This window comes from Rhodococcus sp. NPDC060176 (genome assembly GCF_042728675.1).
Taxonomy (GTDB): Bacteria; Actinomycetota; Actinomycetes; order Mycobacteriales; family Mycobacteriaceae; genus Rhodococcus_F.
Window position 1 is genome coordinate 1,112,917 of the sequence record NZ_JBHWYS010000002.1, and the last position, 15,029, is coordinate 1,127,945.

A 15,029-nucleotide genomic window follows, 5' to 3' on the forward strand; every position below is an offset into this window, starting at 1 on the left:
TCTCCGTCCGAAGCTGGAAGTGTTTCGTGTACGGGACTATTCAGCACGTCGATAATTTCTTACCGTGGTCGAATTTGTTTCGTCTGTGTAATCAAAACTTTCACCAGAGCACTGCTATCTTCGGCACATGGACGACGACCAAAGGGCGATAGCGACCGCAATCGGGGCTGCCGTGCGGACGGCGCGAAAAGAAGCCGGTCTGACGTTGCGCGAGGTTGCCGTGAAGTCGGGCTTGTCGCAGCCCTTCCTGAGCCAGACCGAAAACGGCCATGCAGTACCCAGTGTCATGAACCTTCATCGCCTCGCGCAATCGCTCGGCACCACAGCGCACGCACTCTTGGCACAGGGTGAGCGAACTCCGTCCAGCCTCGTCCGCGCCGGTGAGGGGCGAACCTTCGAACTGGCACACGATTCGGTGATTCGATTCTGCTCCACCGGCTCACGGACCATGGAACCCAACGAGATCACGGCAGCACCTCATTCCGAGGCAGGTGAGCACACCGAGCACGCCGGCGAAGAGTTCATTCATGTTCTCGAGGGATCTGTCGAGGTCGAGGTTGGACTGGACGAGCATCACGTTCTTCACGTCGGCGACACCCTCCTCTACACCTCGACTATCCCGCACCGGTGGTTCAATCGCACCGATGCGGTCGCGAGATTCCTCATCGTGAGCTCACCTCCCTCGTTCTAGATGCGCGGCTGTAGTTCCACACCACAACCCCCGCTCACGGCTTACCCTGACAGCGTGACCATGTGGCCGGAACTTGCGCGCGAAATCGCCGACACCGTTCTGTTTCCCGTCGCCGACAGCGTCGACGCCGACGGAGAAATCCCCAGCAGCCATTTCGACGCGCTCGCCGCCGACGGCTTCTACGGCATCGCTGCCCTCGGGGACGGTGGCCCCAGCGGCGAAGAACTGGTCGACGTCCTCGAAACCTTGTGTGGCGGTTGCCTCGCGACGACGTTCACCTGGATGCAGCATCACGGCGTCGTCGGAGCCCTCGCAGCCAGTCCCAATATGTCTCTGCGCGAACAATACTGGGACGGCCTCGTTTCCGGCACGATTCGCGGCGGAGTTGCGTATGCCGGCGCCATCCCCCGCCCGCCGCTCCTGTGGGCGAAACGGGTGAACGACGGCTACGTCCTCGACGGAATCGCACCCTTCGTCACCGGTTGGGGCATCGTCGATGTTCTCTTGGTGTCGGCGCGGGACGAGTTCGACAATTCCATCGTTCATTCCGTTGTACCGGTTGGCGAAGCCCCGGGCCTGACGACCGAGGAGCTTCCCCTGATCGCGGCGCGCGGGAGCAACACCGTCCGAATCGTGTTCGACGCTTTCGAAATCCCCGATACCGACGTCTGTTCCGTCGTCAGCGACGAACAATTCCAGAGCACCCAGCTACCCGGCCTATGGCTGAACGGCGCGATGGCCATGGGCATCACCCGCCGCGCTGTTACCGAACTTGCGGATCTCGGCGTCGACGCCGGCGCTTTCGAAGAACAAGCCGCCAGGGCTCGCACAGAACTTGATTCCGCTTTGCGCGATCGAGGCGACATGTCAGCCGCCCGCGCCCGAGCGTCGGAACTTGCGATACGAGCGTCGGCCGCACTCGTGACTGCGACCGGAAGCCGCGCCCTGGTCGGCAGCAACACCCCCGAGCGGCTCATGCGTGAAGCCACCTTCACTCTGGTCGCGGCTGGTCGACCGGAGATCAAAACTGCTCTTGTGGAACGACTCAGCGGATATTGAGTATGCACGGTCGTGCTCGATTACGCTGGGGATCATGACCAGTGGAGAACCAGTACTCATCCCGGCCGGAACCGTGTTCACGCCGGAGGACCTGACGTTCTATGCCGATCGTGACTCCCGCAGTCTCGACGACGCCATCGCCGAAGCCGACCTTCTTGTCAGTTGCCCACACTCGGGTTCCGCGATTCCGGCAGAACTCTCACGCTTTCTCGCACCCGAGTTCACCCAGCGACTGCAGTTCGACTTCACCGATATGTCCACCAGTCCCATCGTGCGCCGCTGGGCCGAAATCGATTCGCGCATCGTGTACGTGGAGAACCCGCACCCCCGCATGATTCGTGATCCCAACCGTGCAAAGCCCGAAAACCTGGAGGCGTCACTACGCGAAGCCTTCGCCCGCGTGCACAAGGCCGGAGCGGGAAACAAGGCGGACCTCACCGGTGTCGACGCAGTTCGCCCTGTCACCTTTTCGTTCTACCCACTACTGCTCGAGCCGACCGACGACGCGGGCTGGAAGAACCTCGCCGAGACCTTCACCGAGACAGCCGAACACGGTTTGGGCGTCTACGAGAGAACTCGCGACGCACTGATCGAAACCATGGTCGAGAAGAGCTTCGAACTCGGCCGTTCGTTCACGACGTTGTCGTTCCACGACACGATGAACCACACCACTCGCCGCGACGGCGCCGTCAATGTCGAACGGCCGGAAGCAGATCGACTCCCCGACGTCGTCGCGCTCTCCAATCGTGGCGATCACGAAGGTAATCGACGCGGAGACAATCCCGTCACGATGGATCCGGAGCTCATTCGCGCACTCGCGGTCTCACATCGCAAGGGATTTCAGGTCGACGATCCGGACGCGGTAGCGCTCAATCAGCCATACCTCGGCAGTTTCGAAATCATCGCGGCCGGAGCCAGATTCGCCGAGTTGAATACACGCGCAGCCGAGGCAGGAATCACGTTGAGTGCGGTACAGGCCGAATTCAAACGAGAATTCCTACTGGGAGACGAACTGGCTGCCTACATCATGGAACCCGGCGTCGACTGGCCGACACCCGATGCCGAGCGGGTGGACCAGCTCGCCCACGCGTGCAAGGCGAGCTGGGACCACTACCGCAACGGCTGACTCAGCCGCAATAGTCAGCCGAGTACCACTCCGAACAACGCGCCGGCCGCAATCGTCGTGACGGCCAAGATGATGGTCGGCAGGAAGAACGAGTGGTCGACAAGCTTGGAACCGAGCTTCGTGCTGCCGGAGAGGTCGAAGTTCGCAGCCGCGATCTGAGAACCGTTAGTCGGCAACAGATAGACGCCGGCAAACGCTCCGGCCCACATGCCGCTCACGAGGCCGGGTGCGATCCCCGCTGCGAGACCGATCGGCACAATGGTCCTGGTCGCTGTCGACTGACTGGTCGTCAGTACACAGACCAGGAAAACACCGAGCGCGAAGATCCACGGAGCGGCGTTGACCCAGTCGCCGACAGTGCTCGTGATCAGCTCGGAATGGGCGCTGATGAACGTGTCCGTCAGCCATGCCAGACCGAACAACGCGATGGCCGAGACCATACCGGCACGGAACACTGTCGAGGACGGCACGTCGGCGACATTCGGGCGGCACACCAACAGGATCAACGTACCCACGACGAACATCAGCATCTCGATGATCGGTGTCATCCCCATCGGAGTGCCGTCGGCGGCCTCGGGGCGAATTCCCTTGAACAGACCGAAGATCACGATGGCCAGAACGCCGGCCAGGAAGATCAGTGCCGCGTTTCGTCCGGTCTTCGTCGAGACGAGTTCGGTCTTGGACGCTGCACCCGGTCCCGCCAACTCGCCCGACTTCAACTTCGCCTGTATCTCCGGGTCGTCGTCGAGGTCCTTGCCCAGGCGGTTGACCGCGATGGACGAGAGGACGATGCCGACCACGGCCGCCGGGAAGGTGATCTTGATGATGTCGATGAGTTCGAAATCGTAGGGCGCGACATCGGTGAGCGTGACCATGGCCGCCATCGCCGCTGACACCGGGCTACACGCCAACGCCACGCCGGTGGAGACGACTGACAGCGACAGCGGCCGTGACGGCCGCACACCGTTCTTGTACGAGACGTCGTAGATGACGGGAAGCAGCGGGTAGAGGATGTTGGACGTACCGGCACCGACCGAGAACAGGAACGACACCAACGGCGCGATCAGCGTGATCTGTTTCGGTCGGGATTCGATCAGTTTGGCTGCGATGGTGACCATCCAGTCGATACCACCGGCCGCTTGCATCATCGACGACGCGAGAACGACGGACAGGACGATGAGTAGAGCGTCGACCGGCGGACTGCCGACGTCCTCTCCGAAGACGAACACGAGGACGGCAACACCCGCGCCGCCCCACAGACCGAGAGCGACACCGCTCGATCTGGTACCCATGACAATCGCCCCGAGCACTACCGCCAGCTCGAGGACAATCTTGACTGCTTCCATCAGGCACTCGCCTTCTCGATAACAAGAGAATCGCTATAACAGGGCAAATAGTATGCTCTGCACTTCGGCTGCGGGCACGAACACGCTGTCGGTGGGAAGGGGCAATATGGTGGTCGTGACCAATGTCCTCGACAGATTCTCGCCCGCAACACGCGAGTGGTTCGGCGGTGCTTTCAGCGCTCCCACCGCTGCGCAGCTCGGTGCCTGGGAATCCATCGCGAGTGGCTCTCACACACTTGTCGTCGCACCCACCGGCTCCGGCAAGACATTGTCCGCCTTTCTCTGGGCGCTCGATCAGCTCGCAGCCAAGGACGAGGGCGAACGCACCACCAAAGTCCTCTACATCTCGCCGCTCAAAGCGCTGGGTGTGGACGTCGAACGAAACCTTCGCGCACCGCTGGTCGGCATCGCACAGACTGCGAAGCGTCTGGGCCTCACTCCGCCCGAGATCACCGTCGGTGTCCGTTCCGGTGACACTTCCCAGGCCGATCGGCGCTCTTTGATCAAGCGGCCTCCGGACATCCTGATCACCACGCCTGAGTCGTTGTTCCTGATGCTCACCTCCGCTGCCCGGGAAACACTGGTCGGCGTCGACACCGTGATCGTCGACGAGGTTCACGCGGTGGCGGGTACCAAGCGGGGTTCACACCTTGCGCTCTCCCTGGAACGTCTGGACGGCTTGCTCGACCGTCCGGCGCAGCGCATCGGATTGTCGGCCACGGTTCGTCCGCACGAGGAGGTCGGGCGCTTCCTCGCTGGTTCGGCACCCATCCGGATCGTGGCGCCGCCTGCCGCCAAGACCTTCGACCTCACCGTCCGTGTTCCCGTCGAGGACATGACGGAATTGGGTATTGCGACGCCGGCCGAGGGTTCCGAATCCCCCACCCCGCAAGCCGGTTCGATCTGGCCCCACGTCGAGGAACAGATCGTCGACCTCGTTCTCGATCACCGATCATCCATCGTGTTCGCCAACTCTCGCCGCCTCGCAGAACGATTGACGGCCAGACTCAACGAAATTCATGCCGAGCGCGCCGGCCTCGTCCTCGACAAGTTGCCACGACCACCCGCGCAGATCGGGGCTCCCACCGAGGTCAACTACGGCGCGGAACCTCTCCTTGCTCGCGCCCACCACGGATCGGTCAGCAAGGACCAGCGCGCCCTCATCGAAGACGACCTCAAATCGGGTCGATTGCGATGCGTCGTCGCCACCAGCAGTCTCGAACTCGGAATCGACATGGGCGCCGTCGACTTGGTCATTCAGGTCGAGGCACCGCCTTCGGTTGCCAGCGGGCTGCAACGTGTCGGTCGCGCCGGCCACCAGGTCGGTGAGATATCGCGAGGCGTTGTCTTCCCCAAGCATCGCACCGACCTGATTCATTGCGCGGTGACGGTCGAGCGCATGGTCGAAGGCAAGATCGAAGCGATGGCCGTTCCGGCCAATCCCCTCGACATCCTCGCCCAGCAAACTGTTGCGGCCACCGCACTCGAACCGATCGACGTCGACGACTGGTTCGAGACCGTGCGCCGAAGCGGTTCCTTTGCAACGCTTCCCCGTTCGGCGTACGAGTCGACTCTGGATCTGCTCGCCGGGCGGTACCCCTCGGACGAGTTCGCCGAATTACGTCCGCGCCTGGTGTGGGATCGTGAGTCCAATACTCTGACGGGGCGCCCGGGTTCGCAGCGTTTGGCCGTCACTTCCGGCGGCGCCATCCCCGACCGCGGCCTCTTCACCGTCTACATGGTGGGCGAGAAAGCGTCACGCGTCGGCGAACTCGACGAGGAAATGGTCTACGAGTCCCGGGTCGGCGACGTCTTCGCGCTCGGCGCTACCAGTTGGCGGATCGAGGAGATCACCTTCGATCGGGTTCTGGTCAGCCCCGCCTACGGCATGCCGGGTCGTTTGCCCTTCTGGCACGGCGACGGACTCGGCCGCCCTGCCGAACTCGGGCAGGCGTTGGGACAGTTCGTCCGCGAGACGGCCCTCGGTAACGAGGCCGACGTCGTCGAGCGTTGCCGAGTCGGCGGGCTCGATCACAATGCCACCAACAATCTGATTCAACTCGTCGGCGAGCAGAAGAATGCCACCGGTCAGGTGCCGTCGGATCGGACGCTGGTGGTCGAGCGTTTCCGCGACGAACTCGGTGACTGGCGTCTGGTGCTGCATTCCCCGTACGGCCAACGGGTTCACGCGCCGTGGGCGCTCGCGATCGGCGCACGCCTCCATGAACGATACGGGGTCGATTCCAGCCCGACGGCCTCCGACGACGGCATCATCATCCGGCTCCCGGACACCGAGAACGAACCTCCCGGCGCCGAACTGTTCACCTTCGACGTCGAAGACATCGAAGATCTGGTCACCCAGGAGGTGGGCGGCTCCGCGCTGTTCGCTTCTCGATTCCGCGAATGTGCCGCCCGCGCACTACTTCTCCCGCGCCGCAACCCCGGAAAACGTGCACCGCTGTGGCAGCAGCGTCAGCGGTCAGCACAACTGCTGGACGTCGCCCGCAAGTTCCCGACATTCCCGATCCTGCTCGAGACGGTGCGGGAGTGTTTGCAGGACGTCTACGACCTGCCTGCACTGAAGGAACTGTTCGGCAAGATCGAGAAACGGCAGATCCGGATCGTCGAGGTGGAGACGGCCTCGCCGTCTCCGTTCGCGAGTGCGCTCCTGTTCAACTATGTGGGCGCATTCATGTACGAGGGCGACAGTCCCCTCGCCGAGCGACGCGCTGCCGCACTGTCGCTGGACTCCACGCTGTTGGCCGAACTGCTGGGGCGCGTCGAACTGCGCGAGCTACTCGACGCCGGAGTGATCGAGCAGGCCGAAAACGAGCTGCAACGGCTCGTCCCTGACCGCAAGGCCAAGGACCTCGAGGGTGTTGCCGACCTCCTGCGCATGCTCGGCCCGCTGACCACCGAAGAAGTCACCGATCGCTGTCTCGAGGACCCGCTCTCGTGGCTCGAGAAGTTGGTCGCCGACAAACGTGCCCTCCACGTCTCGTATGCGGGCGAGAGCTGGTGGACCGTCGTCGAAGACGCCGCGCGCCTTCGCGACGGACTCGGCGTTCCCCTACCGATCGGCGTTCCCGCCGCGTTCATCGAGCCGGTCGATCAACCTCTCGACGATCTCTTGAGCCGTTATGCCCGCACCCACGGCCCCTTCACCCTCGCCGACGCTGCCGCACGGTTCGGTATCGGTGTTTCCGTCGCACGTGACGTTCTCGGTCGACTCGCACTCGAAAAGCGGGTCCTCGAAGGCGAATTCCGCCCGTATGCAACCGGGAGCGAATGGTGCGACGCCGAGGTCCTGCGCCGCCTACGCCGCCGCTCGCTCGCCGCTGCACGCCAAGAGGTCGAGCCGGTCAGTACCGCAACGCTCGGACGATTCCTTCCCAGCTGGCAGCACGTGGGCGGCACGCTTCGCGGAATCGACGGTGTTGCAACGGTGGTCGATCAACTCGCCGGCGTTCCGATTCCGGCGTCGGCTCTCGAATCGTTGATCCTGCCGAGTCGTGTCGCCGACTACTCTCCCGCGATGTTGGACGAACTCACGTCCACCGGTGAAGTCCTGTGGTCCGGATCCGGAGCAATCTCCGGCAAGGACGGGTGGGTAGTGCTGCACCCCGCCGACCTGGCACCGATCACGCTCAATTCGCCCGCCGACACCGACGTCTCGGAGTTGCAGAAGCGCATCCTCGACCTGTTGTCCGGCGGCGGTGCCTACTTCTTCCGACAGTTGGTCGACGCGTTGCGAACTACGGAGTCGGCTGCGGACACGGTCGACAGCGCGGTGACGACGGCACTGTGGGAGTTGGTGTGGCTGGGACACATCGGAAACGACACCGTCGCACCGCTTCGCGCACTTCTCTCCGACACCGCTAGAACAACAACCAGTCACCGATCACCTCGCCGTGTTCCGCGGGCCCGTCCGTACCGCGGAATGGCCCGCGCTTCCACGCCCGCTCGCACCGGACCGGCAACTGCCTCCGGTCGGTGGTTCCAACTGCCAGCCGTCGAACCGGATCCGACCATCCGGGCGCACGCCACGGCCGATCTGTTGCTCGAACGGTACGGCGTGGTCACCCGCGGTTCGGTGATGAGTGAGAACGTGCCGGGCGGCTTCGCGTTGATCTACAAGGTACTGAGCACGTTCGAGGACAACGGCCGCGCTCGACGCGGATACTTCGTTGACACCTTGGGCGGCGCCCAGTTCTCCACGCCTCCCGTGGTGGACCGCTTGCGCACGTTCGGTGATTCCATCGAGGGACGCCACACCTCTTCGGCTGCAGTCACTCTCGCGGCGTGCGATCCGGCAAACCCGTACGGCGCGGCGCTGCCGTGGCCGGCGTCGGGGGGTGAGGAATCCCCTGGGCACCGGCCCGGACGAAAAGCCGGCGCATTGGTAGTTCTGGTGGAGGGTGAGTTGGTTCTGTTCGTCGAGCGCGGCGGTCGCACGATCCTGACATTCACCGACGACGGCGGAACGTTGCGCATGGCAGCACTGTCACTCGCTCAGAAGGTGACTTCTCGCGCTATCGACAAGTTGGTAGTGGAGAAGGTCGACGGAGAGACCATCCACGGCAACGACTTCGCTCCGGTCCTGGTCGAAGCCGGCTTCGCGGCCACCCCTCGCGGATTCCGGTTGCGGTCATGAGGATTGGGGTCATGATGATTGAGATCGTGGCAGTTGAGATCCTGAAGTGTGGGAGCGACGACCATGCCTGAGGGCGATACCGTGTGGCGGGCCGCCAACGAACTGCGAGCGGCCCTAGCCGAGAAGGTACTCACCACCTGCGACGTCCGCGTTCCTCGTTATGCCACCGTTGATCTGTCGGGCCATCGCGTGGATTCCGTCGCCAGCCGCGGAAAGCATCTCCTGATCCGAGTGGGCGAGGCGTCAATTCACACGCATCTGAAAATGGAAGGTCAGTGGCAGATTTATCGCCCCGGCGAGCGCTGGCGCAGACCCGCCCATCAAGCACGCATCATCTTGGCCACCGAAGACTCTGTAGCAGTGGGCTTTTCACTAGGAATTACCGAGATCCTCGAACTCGGGCAGGAACAGGAGGCCGTCGGGCATCTCGGACCGGACCTGCTCGGGCCCGACTGGGACAGTTCCGTGGCCGCCCAAAATCTTCGCGCTGCCGACTCCGAACCGATCGGAATTGCGCTCCTGGATCAGCGGGTAATGGCCGGGCTGGGCAACGTGTACCGCAACGAGATCTGCTTCCTACGAGGCATTCACCCGAAAACACCGACGCGCCTCGCCGGAAATCTCGACGCGATAGTGGACTTGTCGTTCCGCACCATCAACGTCAACAAGGCGCGTCGCATCCGGGTCACGACCGGCGACACCCGTCCAGGTAGGCAGACATGGGTGTACGGCAGGCGCGGAAAACCGTGCCGCCGATGCGGAACCCGCATCAGAGAAGACACCCTGGGACCGGATCAGCTCACCGAGCGAAATATCTTCTTCTGCCCTGCGTGCCAGCCGTTCACGCCTGATTAGCGTTGATCAGCAGCCTGACGCAGTGGCGGACAAATCGTTCGCGGTCTACCACGATCGTGCCGTCGAGGTAACCGATGAACAGCGTGAACAACGCCCCGACCAGTCCGACTGCCACCAATTGCTTGTCCACCGGATCAGCTATCTCGGACAACTGGTCGTACACCAGATCCACGAACGCCGGCATCGATTCGATACCGCGTCCACTCAAGACAGGTTCGGAGAGCGGAGCGATCAGAAGTACTCGCCCCATAGCCGGATCGTCGACCATGAGCTTGACGAAAGCGTCGACCGCAGCCGTGGCGACGGCCTCGGATGTCGTCTCCGACTCCACTGCCGCGGCAAGCGCCGACTGCGCGCGCTCGGCAACGAATGTGTGGACCGCGACGACGTACTGATCACGATCGGTGAAACTCTCGTAGAAATACCGCTCGGTCAGACCGGCGGCCTTGCAGACCGCACGCACGTTGACGGCCGGACCGTCGACCGCACCGAGCAGTGTCACTCCGACGTCGAACAACGTCGCCTTTCGAGTGGCCCTGCGTTCTTCGATGCTCACAACTTCCCCACTTCGCCGACACTTGTTCTTCGATGCAACCGGAATTCGATTTCAACCGGTATTCGATCCTTGACTACCGCTGTTGTCGATCCTAATCTGACAACATGCGTAGTCAACTTGATGACAGCAGCACCCCGGTTCCTCTCGGTCCGGATTCCCTGACCTGGAAGTATTTCGGCGACTGGCGCGGGATGCTCCAAGGCGTCTGGGCCGGTTCGATGCAGAACATGCATCCAGGGCTCGGCGCCGGCGTCGAGGAGCACTCGCAGTTCTTCGACGAGCGCTGGGAACGGCTGTACCGCTCGCTGTATCCCATTGCGGGCGTGGTGTTCGACGGCGATCGCGCGCAGCAGACAGCCGAAGAAGTCCGCGGATATCACACGCGAATCAAGGGCGTCGACAAGTTGGGGCGCCGATACCACGCCCTCGATCCCGACACCTTCTACTGGGCACACGCAACGTTTTTCATGGGCACCATCGTCACGGCCGACAACTTCTCCGGTGGCTTGACCGAGGCCCAGAAGCGACAGCTCTTCACCGAACACATTCAGTGGTATCGCCTGTACGGAATGAGCATGCGCCCGGTTCCCGAGACCTGGGAAGCATTTCAGGAGTACTGGGACCACATGTGCCGCAACGTACTCGAAGACAACAAGGCAACCCGCGACGTCCTCGACCTGTCCGGCCTCGGAAAGCCCCCGTACATGACCTGGCTTCCCGATCCGTTGTGGCGACTCGCGCGGATTCCCCTCGCACGCGGATTCGTGTGGCTCACGGTGGGCATGTACGACCAACCTGTTCGCGACCTTCTCGGTTACTCGTGGGGTAGCCGAGATCAGAAAATTCACAACGCTGTCGGCCGCACCGTCAACGCCGTCTTCCGTCTGGTGCCGTGGCGTTACCGGTATCAGCCACGCGCTCGCGCAGGATGGGATCGAGCGAGCGGCCGAATCCCCGCCGACACACCACTGGTCCACACGCCGGCGCGCAATCTACCCCCGCTCGAACAGCGAGATAATCCGATGCACTACAGCCCGAGGGTCTGATCTGCCATGCTCGGAGCATGGAGTGGGACCTGCGAACCCTGCTGAACCGGCCGATCACGTCTCACGGTTCGCCGCTGGGACAAGAACGTGTGGCGGCGAGAACCACCGCGTACATCTACGGCAACATTCTTGTCCTCGCCGCACTCATACCGGTGACGAAATCTCAGGAATCGCTGGGCGCCGCGATCGTGGTTGGCACGGCATTGTCGACATACATCGCCCACACATTTGCCGAGAGCGTCGGCGAGAGCATTCGCAACGACCGCCGCCTCACCACCGCGGAAAGAATCGACTCGCTTCGCGATTCCGTCCCGATCCTCACCTCCGCGGTCGTTCCTGTCGTCATTCTCGCGACGGCGTGGTTCAACATCCTGGAACCGCGGACGGCGCAGTTGATCGCGGAAATCGTCTTGATCCTGCGCATCGGGTCCACCAGTTACGTGATCAGCCGACTTCACGGTGAGAAAGTCGGTACCAACACACACCTCGCGGCCCTTGCCCTGGCCGCCGTCGCAACTCTGATCGTCGGATTGAAGATAGTGCTCACTCATTGACGAGTCTCCCGATCGCGAATTCCCTGGCCTGAAGGGGTACTGCCGTTACCCGGCTGAGCAGTCACTCCCGCCGAACCCCCGGCCGCCGCTACCGTGGACGACATGAGCATCCCGAGTCTGCTGAACAACGGCGTCGACATCCCCGCGCTGGGTTTCGGCGTGTACCAGACACCGCCGGACGAAACAGTCGCCGCCGTCGAGTCCGCGCTGTCGACGGGTTATCGCCATATCGACACTGCTGCGGCCTACGGCAACGAGAAGGGCGTCGGTGAGGCGATCCGACGATCCGGCCTCGATCGCGACGAGATCTTCGTGGAAACGAAAGTCTGGATCACCGACTACGGATACGACGAGACTCTGCACGCCTTCGACAAGAGCGCAGGCAAGCTCGGTGTCGAACAACTCGACCTCCTCATCCTCCATCAGGCGTTGCCGAGCGAGTTCGAACGCACCATCGACGCGTACAAGGCACTGGAAACTCTGCTGGCAGATGGCAAGGTCCGTGCCATCGGAGTCAGTAACTTCATGCCGGACCACCTCACCCGACTCTTGGGCGCAACGTCCGTCGTGCCGGCGGTGAACCAGATCGAGGTCCATCCGTACTTCAGGCAGTCGGCCTTGCTCGAGGCCGACGCCGATCACGGCATTCTGTCGCAGGCATGGTCACCGATCGGCGGAATCACGTTCTACCGCGACGGCTCGCACGGCTCGACTCTCGAAGACGCCACCATCGGAGCGATCGCGTCCGCTCACGGAAAGTCTCCCGCGCAGGTGATGCTGCGCTGGCACCTTCAGCAAGGCCGCCAGGTGATCCCCAAGTCAGTGACTCCCTCGCGCATCGCGGAGAACTTCGACGTGTTCGACTTCGAACTCACCGCCGAAGAACTCTCCGCAATCGACGCCCTCGACACCGGAGTTCGCGGCGGTCCCGAACCCGAGGTCATCACCCGCGAGAAGTTCGGAATCGAGATCCCCGAAGCCTGAACCCGACAGCCTGAACAACTCAGCAGCCTGAGTGGTTCAGCTGGCGCTCCACCCACCGTCGATGGTGTACGACGCCCCCGTCACCATCGACGCCTCGGTCGACGTCAGCCATCCCACCAGGGATGCCACCTCCGTAGGCTCGACCATCCGTTTGATCGCGCTCTCGGTGAGCATCACCTTCTCGACAACCTCGGATTCACTGATGCCGTGAACCTTTGCCTGGTCGGCAATCTGGGATTGCACGAGGGGCGTCAGGACGTAGCCAGGATTGACGCAGTTGCTGGTGACGCCGCGCGGGGCGCCCTCGAGTGCAACAACTTTCGACAACCCTTCGAGTCCGTGCTTGGCCGTGACGTACGCACTCTTGAATGCCGAAGCACGGAGCCCGTGGACCGAGGAAATGTTCACGATGCGGCCGAAACCGTTGCGGTACATGTACGGCAGAACGGACCGAGCGAGGAGGAACGGCGCTTCGACCATGAGGCGCTGGATCTTCCGAAAGTCCTCGACGTCGAAGTCCTCGATGGGACTGACCCGTTGAATACCTGCATTGTTGACAAGGATGTCCGTCTCGAGCGCCAGATCCACGAGTTGGTCGGTGTCGAGGAGATCGACGGCCCATGCGGTGCCGTCGATCTCCTCGGCCAGCGCCTTCGCTGCGACGTCGTCGAGATCAGCGACGGTCACATGCGCGCCACGGGCAGCGAGCATCCGTACACAAGCCTCGCCGATCCCGCTCGCACCACCGGTGACCAGTGCCGATTTGCCAGAGAGCGTCACGCGGGAACACCGGCCCGCTCGTTGGCGAGAACACGGGCGTCAGCGGCGTCCACGGACTCGAGCGAGATTCCTTTGGTCTCACGCGCGAAAATGACTGCGACGATGGTGACCAGGGAGGCCAGCAGCAGATAGATCGCGATGGGGACCGAGGAGTCGAACTTGCTCAGTAGTGCTGTCGCGATGATCGGAGCCAGTGAGCCGGCGACGATCGAAGTCACCTGATACCCCAGGGAGACACCGGAATAGCGCATCCGGGTCGGGAACATCTCGGCCATGATCGCGGGTTGTCCGGCGTACATGAAGGCGTGGAAGACAAGTCCGATGATGATTGCCGACAGGATGACGGCGTTGTGCCCGCTGTTCATCATCGGGAAGGCGAAGAATCCCCACGTTCCGGCTGTGACGGCGCCGATCATGTACACCGGGCGTCGACCGATCGTGTCGGACAGCTTGCCTACCAACGGGATCACCGCGAAGTGTACGGCGTGTGCCATCAGCATCCACCAGAGAATGTGCGCCGTGTCCGCATGGACGACGACCTTGAGATAGGTGATCGAGAAGGTCACCACGAGGTAGTACATGACGTTCTCGGCGAAACGCAGGCCCATCGCGGTCAGCACTCCACGCGGGTAGCGCTTGACCACCTCGAAAACACTGTACGAGGTTGCCTCGACCAGTTCTGCTTCCTTCTGTGCCGCGATGAAGATGGGAGCGTCGGTGACCTTGGTCCGAACGTAGTACCCGACCAGAACGATGACCGCGGAGAGCCAGAAGGCCACGCGCCAACCCCAACTCATGAACGATTCGTCCGAGAGCGTCGACGTCAGGATCAACAGCACAACCGTCGCGACCAGGTTGCCCATCGGCACGCCGGCCTGAGGCCAGGACGACCAGAACCCACGAGATCGATTCGGGCTGTGCTCGGCGACAAGGAGTACCGCCCCACCCCATTCACCGCCCACTGCAAATCCTTGAATGAAGCGCAGCGTGACCAGTAGTGCCGGTGCCCAGTAACCGATCTGACCGTAGGTGGGCAGACAGCCCATCAGGAATGTCGCGGCACCGACAAGCAGCAAACTGAACTGAAGCAACTGCTTCCGGCCGAACTTGTCTCCGAAGTATCCGAAGACGATCCCACCGAGTGGCCGGGCGGCGAATCCGACGGCGTAGGTGATGAAAGCCGCGATGATCGCATCCAGCTCATTGCCGCCGCCGGGAAAGAAGACCTTGCTGAAGACCAGCGTGGCCGCAGTGCCGTACAGAAAGAACTCGTACCACTCGACCACAGTGCCTGCCATCGAGGCGCCGACCACCTTCTTCAGCCCCGATGGTGGGGCTTGGCTTTCGGGCTTCGGCATGTTGTCGACGCTCATCGTGG

General features: G+C 62.7%; 12 protein-coding genes. 8 read left to right on the forward strand and 4 right to left on the reverse strand.

Annotation, left to right across the window (positions count from 1 at the left end; genetic code table 11):
* The first annotated feature begins 127 nt into the window (after positions 1-127).
* The 3 genes from ACFWEM_RS13595 to ACFWEM_RS13605 are packed head-to-tail and all read left to right on the forward strand — an operon-like array spanning position 128 to position 2,876.
* The gene (locus ACFWEM_RS13595) at positions 128-691 is read left to right on the forward strand and encodes a helix-turn-helix domain-containing protein (protein WP_230812473.1); all 564 of its coding nucleotides are present in this window, start codon (positions 128-130) and stop codon (positions 689-691) included.
* A 60-nt stretch (positions 692-751) separates the two neighbouring features.
* Positions 752-1,750: an acyl-CoA dehydrogenase family protein gene (locus ACFWEM_RS13600; RefSeq protein WP_378534577.1), complete on the forward strand. Its 999-nt coding sequence runs from the start codon at positions 752-754 to the stop codon at positions 1,748-1,750.
* Between the two features lie 34 nt (positions 1,751-1,784).
* A complete protein-coding gene (locus tag ACFWEM_RS13605; RefSeq protein WP_378534148.1) occupies positions 1,785-2,876 on the forward strand; it encodes an N-formylglutamate amidohydrolase in 1,092 nt (363 codons plus the stop codon).
* Between the two features lie 14 nt (positions 2,877-2,890).
* Here the strand turns inward: ACFWEM_RS13605 and ACFWEM_RS13610 are convergent, their stop codons facing one another.
* Positions 2,891-4,222: an anaerobic C4-dicarboxylate transporter family protein gene (locus ACFWEM_RS13610; protein WP_378534150.1), complete on the reverse strand. Its 1,332-nt coding sequence runs from the start codon at positions 4,220-4,222 to the stop codon at positions 2,891-2,893.
* A 106-nt stretch (positions 4,223-4,328) separates the two neighbouring features.
* Between ACFWEM_RS13610 and ACFWEM_RS13615 the strand changes: the two genes are divergently transcribed.
* Positions 4,329-8,876 (forward strand): ATP-dependent helicase, encoded by a 4,548-nt coding sequence (locus tag ACFWEM_RS13615; RefSeq protein ID WP_378534152.1) that lies wholly within the window; start codon positions 4,329-4,331, stop codon positions 8,874-8,876.
* 63 nt (positions 8,877-8,939) lie between these two features.
* Positions 8,940-9,731, forward strand: a complete 792-nt coding sequence (locus ACFWEM_RS13620; RefSeq protein WP_378447666.1) for a DNA-formamidopyrimidine glycosylase family protein — start codon at positions 8,940-8,942, stop codon at positions 9,729-9,731.
* On the opposite strand, the gene ACFWEM_RS13625 is transcribed toward ACFWEM_RS13620, so the two are convergent.
* Complete coding sequence (locus ACFWEM_RS13625; protein ID WP_378447667.1) at positions 9,718-10,287, reverse strand: TetR/AcrR family transcriptional regulator; 570 nt, start codon at positions 10,285-10,287, stop codon at positions 9,718-9,720. The genes ACFWEM_RS13620 and ACFWEM_RS13625 overlap by 14 nt on opposite strands.
* 104 nt (positions 10,288-10,391) lie before the next feature.
* On the opposite strand from ACFWEM_RS13625, the gene ACFWEM_RS13630 reads away from it, so the two are divergent.
* From ACFWEM_RS13630 to ACFWEM_RS13640, 3 genes are all read left to right on the forward strand, one after another.
* Complete coding sequence (locus tag ACFWEM_RS13630; RefSeq protein WP_378534154.1) at positions 10,392-11,333, forward strand: oxygenase MpaB family protein; 942 nt, start codon at positions 10,392-10,394, stop codon at positions 11,331-11,333.
* 17 nt (positions 11,334-11,350) lie between these two features.
* Positions 11,351-11,887: a hypothetical protein gene (locus ACFWEM_RS13635; RefSeq protein WP_378534156.1), complete on the forward strand. Its 537-nt coding sequence runs from the start codon at positions 11,351-11,353 to the stop codon at positions 11,885-11,887.
* A 102-nt stretch (positions 11,888-11,989) separates the two neighbouring features.
* Entirely contained in the window at positions 11,990-12,871 is an 882-nt protein-coding gene (locus tag ACFWEM_RS13640; RefSeq protein WP_378534158.1) for an aldo/keto reductase, read from the forward strand.
* A 36-nt stretch (positions 12,872-12,907) separates the two neighbouring features.
* Here the strand turns inward: ACFWEM_RS13640 and ACFWEM_RS13645 are convergent, their stop codons facing one another.
* Together ACFWEM_RS13645 and ACFWEM_RS13650 are read right to left on the reverse strand one after the other, a co-directional pair.
* A complete protein-coding gene (locus ACFWEM_RS13645; RefSeq protein ID WP_378534160.1) occupies positions 12,908-13,651 on the reverse strand; it encodes a 3-hydroxybutyrate dehydrogenase in 744 nt (247 codons plus the stop codon).
* Positions 13,648-15,024, reverse strand: coding sequence for an MFS transporter (locus ACFWEM_RS13650; protein ID WP_378534162.1), 1,377 nt, complete (start codon positions 15,022-15,024; stop codon positions 13,648-13,650). The genes ACFWEM_RS13645 and ACFWEM_RS13650 overlap by 4 nt, the downstream gene beginning before the upstream one ends.
* Positions 15,025-15,029 lie beyond the last annotated feature (5 nt).

Excerpts from the sequence above, each read along its gene's own strand:
- ACFWEM_RS13595 (WP_230812473.1), top strand. The coding sequence starts at position 128 with ATGGACGACGACCAAAGGGCGATAGCGACCGCAATCGGGGCTGCCGTG.
- ACFWEM_RS13600 (WP_378534577.1), top strand. The coding sequence starts at position 752 with ATGTGGCCGGAACTTGCGCGCGAAATCGCCGACACCGTTCTGTTTCCC.
- ACFWEM_RS13605 (WP_378534148.1), top strand. The coding sequence starts at position 1,785 with ATGACCAGTGGAGAACCAGTACTCATCCCGGCCGGAACCGTGTTCACG.
- ACFWEM_RS13610 (WP_378534150.1), bottom strand. The coding sequence starts at position 4,222 with ATGGAAGCAGTCAAGATTGTCCTCGAGCTGGCGGTAGTGCTCGGGGCG.
- ACFWEM_RS13615 (WP_378534152.1), top strand. The coding sequence starts at position 4,329 with ATGGTGGTCGTGACCAATGTCCTCGACAGATTCTCGCCCGCAACACGC.
- ACFWEM_RS13620 (WP_378447666.1), top strand. The coding sequence starts at position 8,940 with ATGCCTGAGGGCGATACCGTGTGGCGGGCCGCCAACGAACTGCGAGCG.
- ACFWEM_RS13630 (WP_378534154.1), top strand. The coding sequence starts at position 10,392 with ATGCGTAGTCAACTTGATGACAGCAGCACCCCGGTTCCTCTCGGTCCG.
- ACFWEM_RS13635 (WP_378534156.1), top strand. The coding sequence starts at position 11,351 with ATGGAGTGGGACCTGCGAACCCTGCTGAACCGGCCGATCACGTCTCAC.
- ACFWEM_RS13640 (WP_378534158.1), top strand. The coding sequence starts at position 11,990 with ATGAGCATCCCGAGTCTGCTGAACAACGGCGTCGACATCCCCGCGCTG.
- ACFWEM_RS13650 (WP_378534162.1), bottom strand. The coding sequence starts at position 15,024 with ATGAGCGTCGACAACATGCCGAAGCCCGAAAGCCAAGCCCCACCATCG.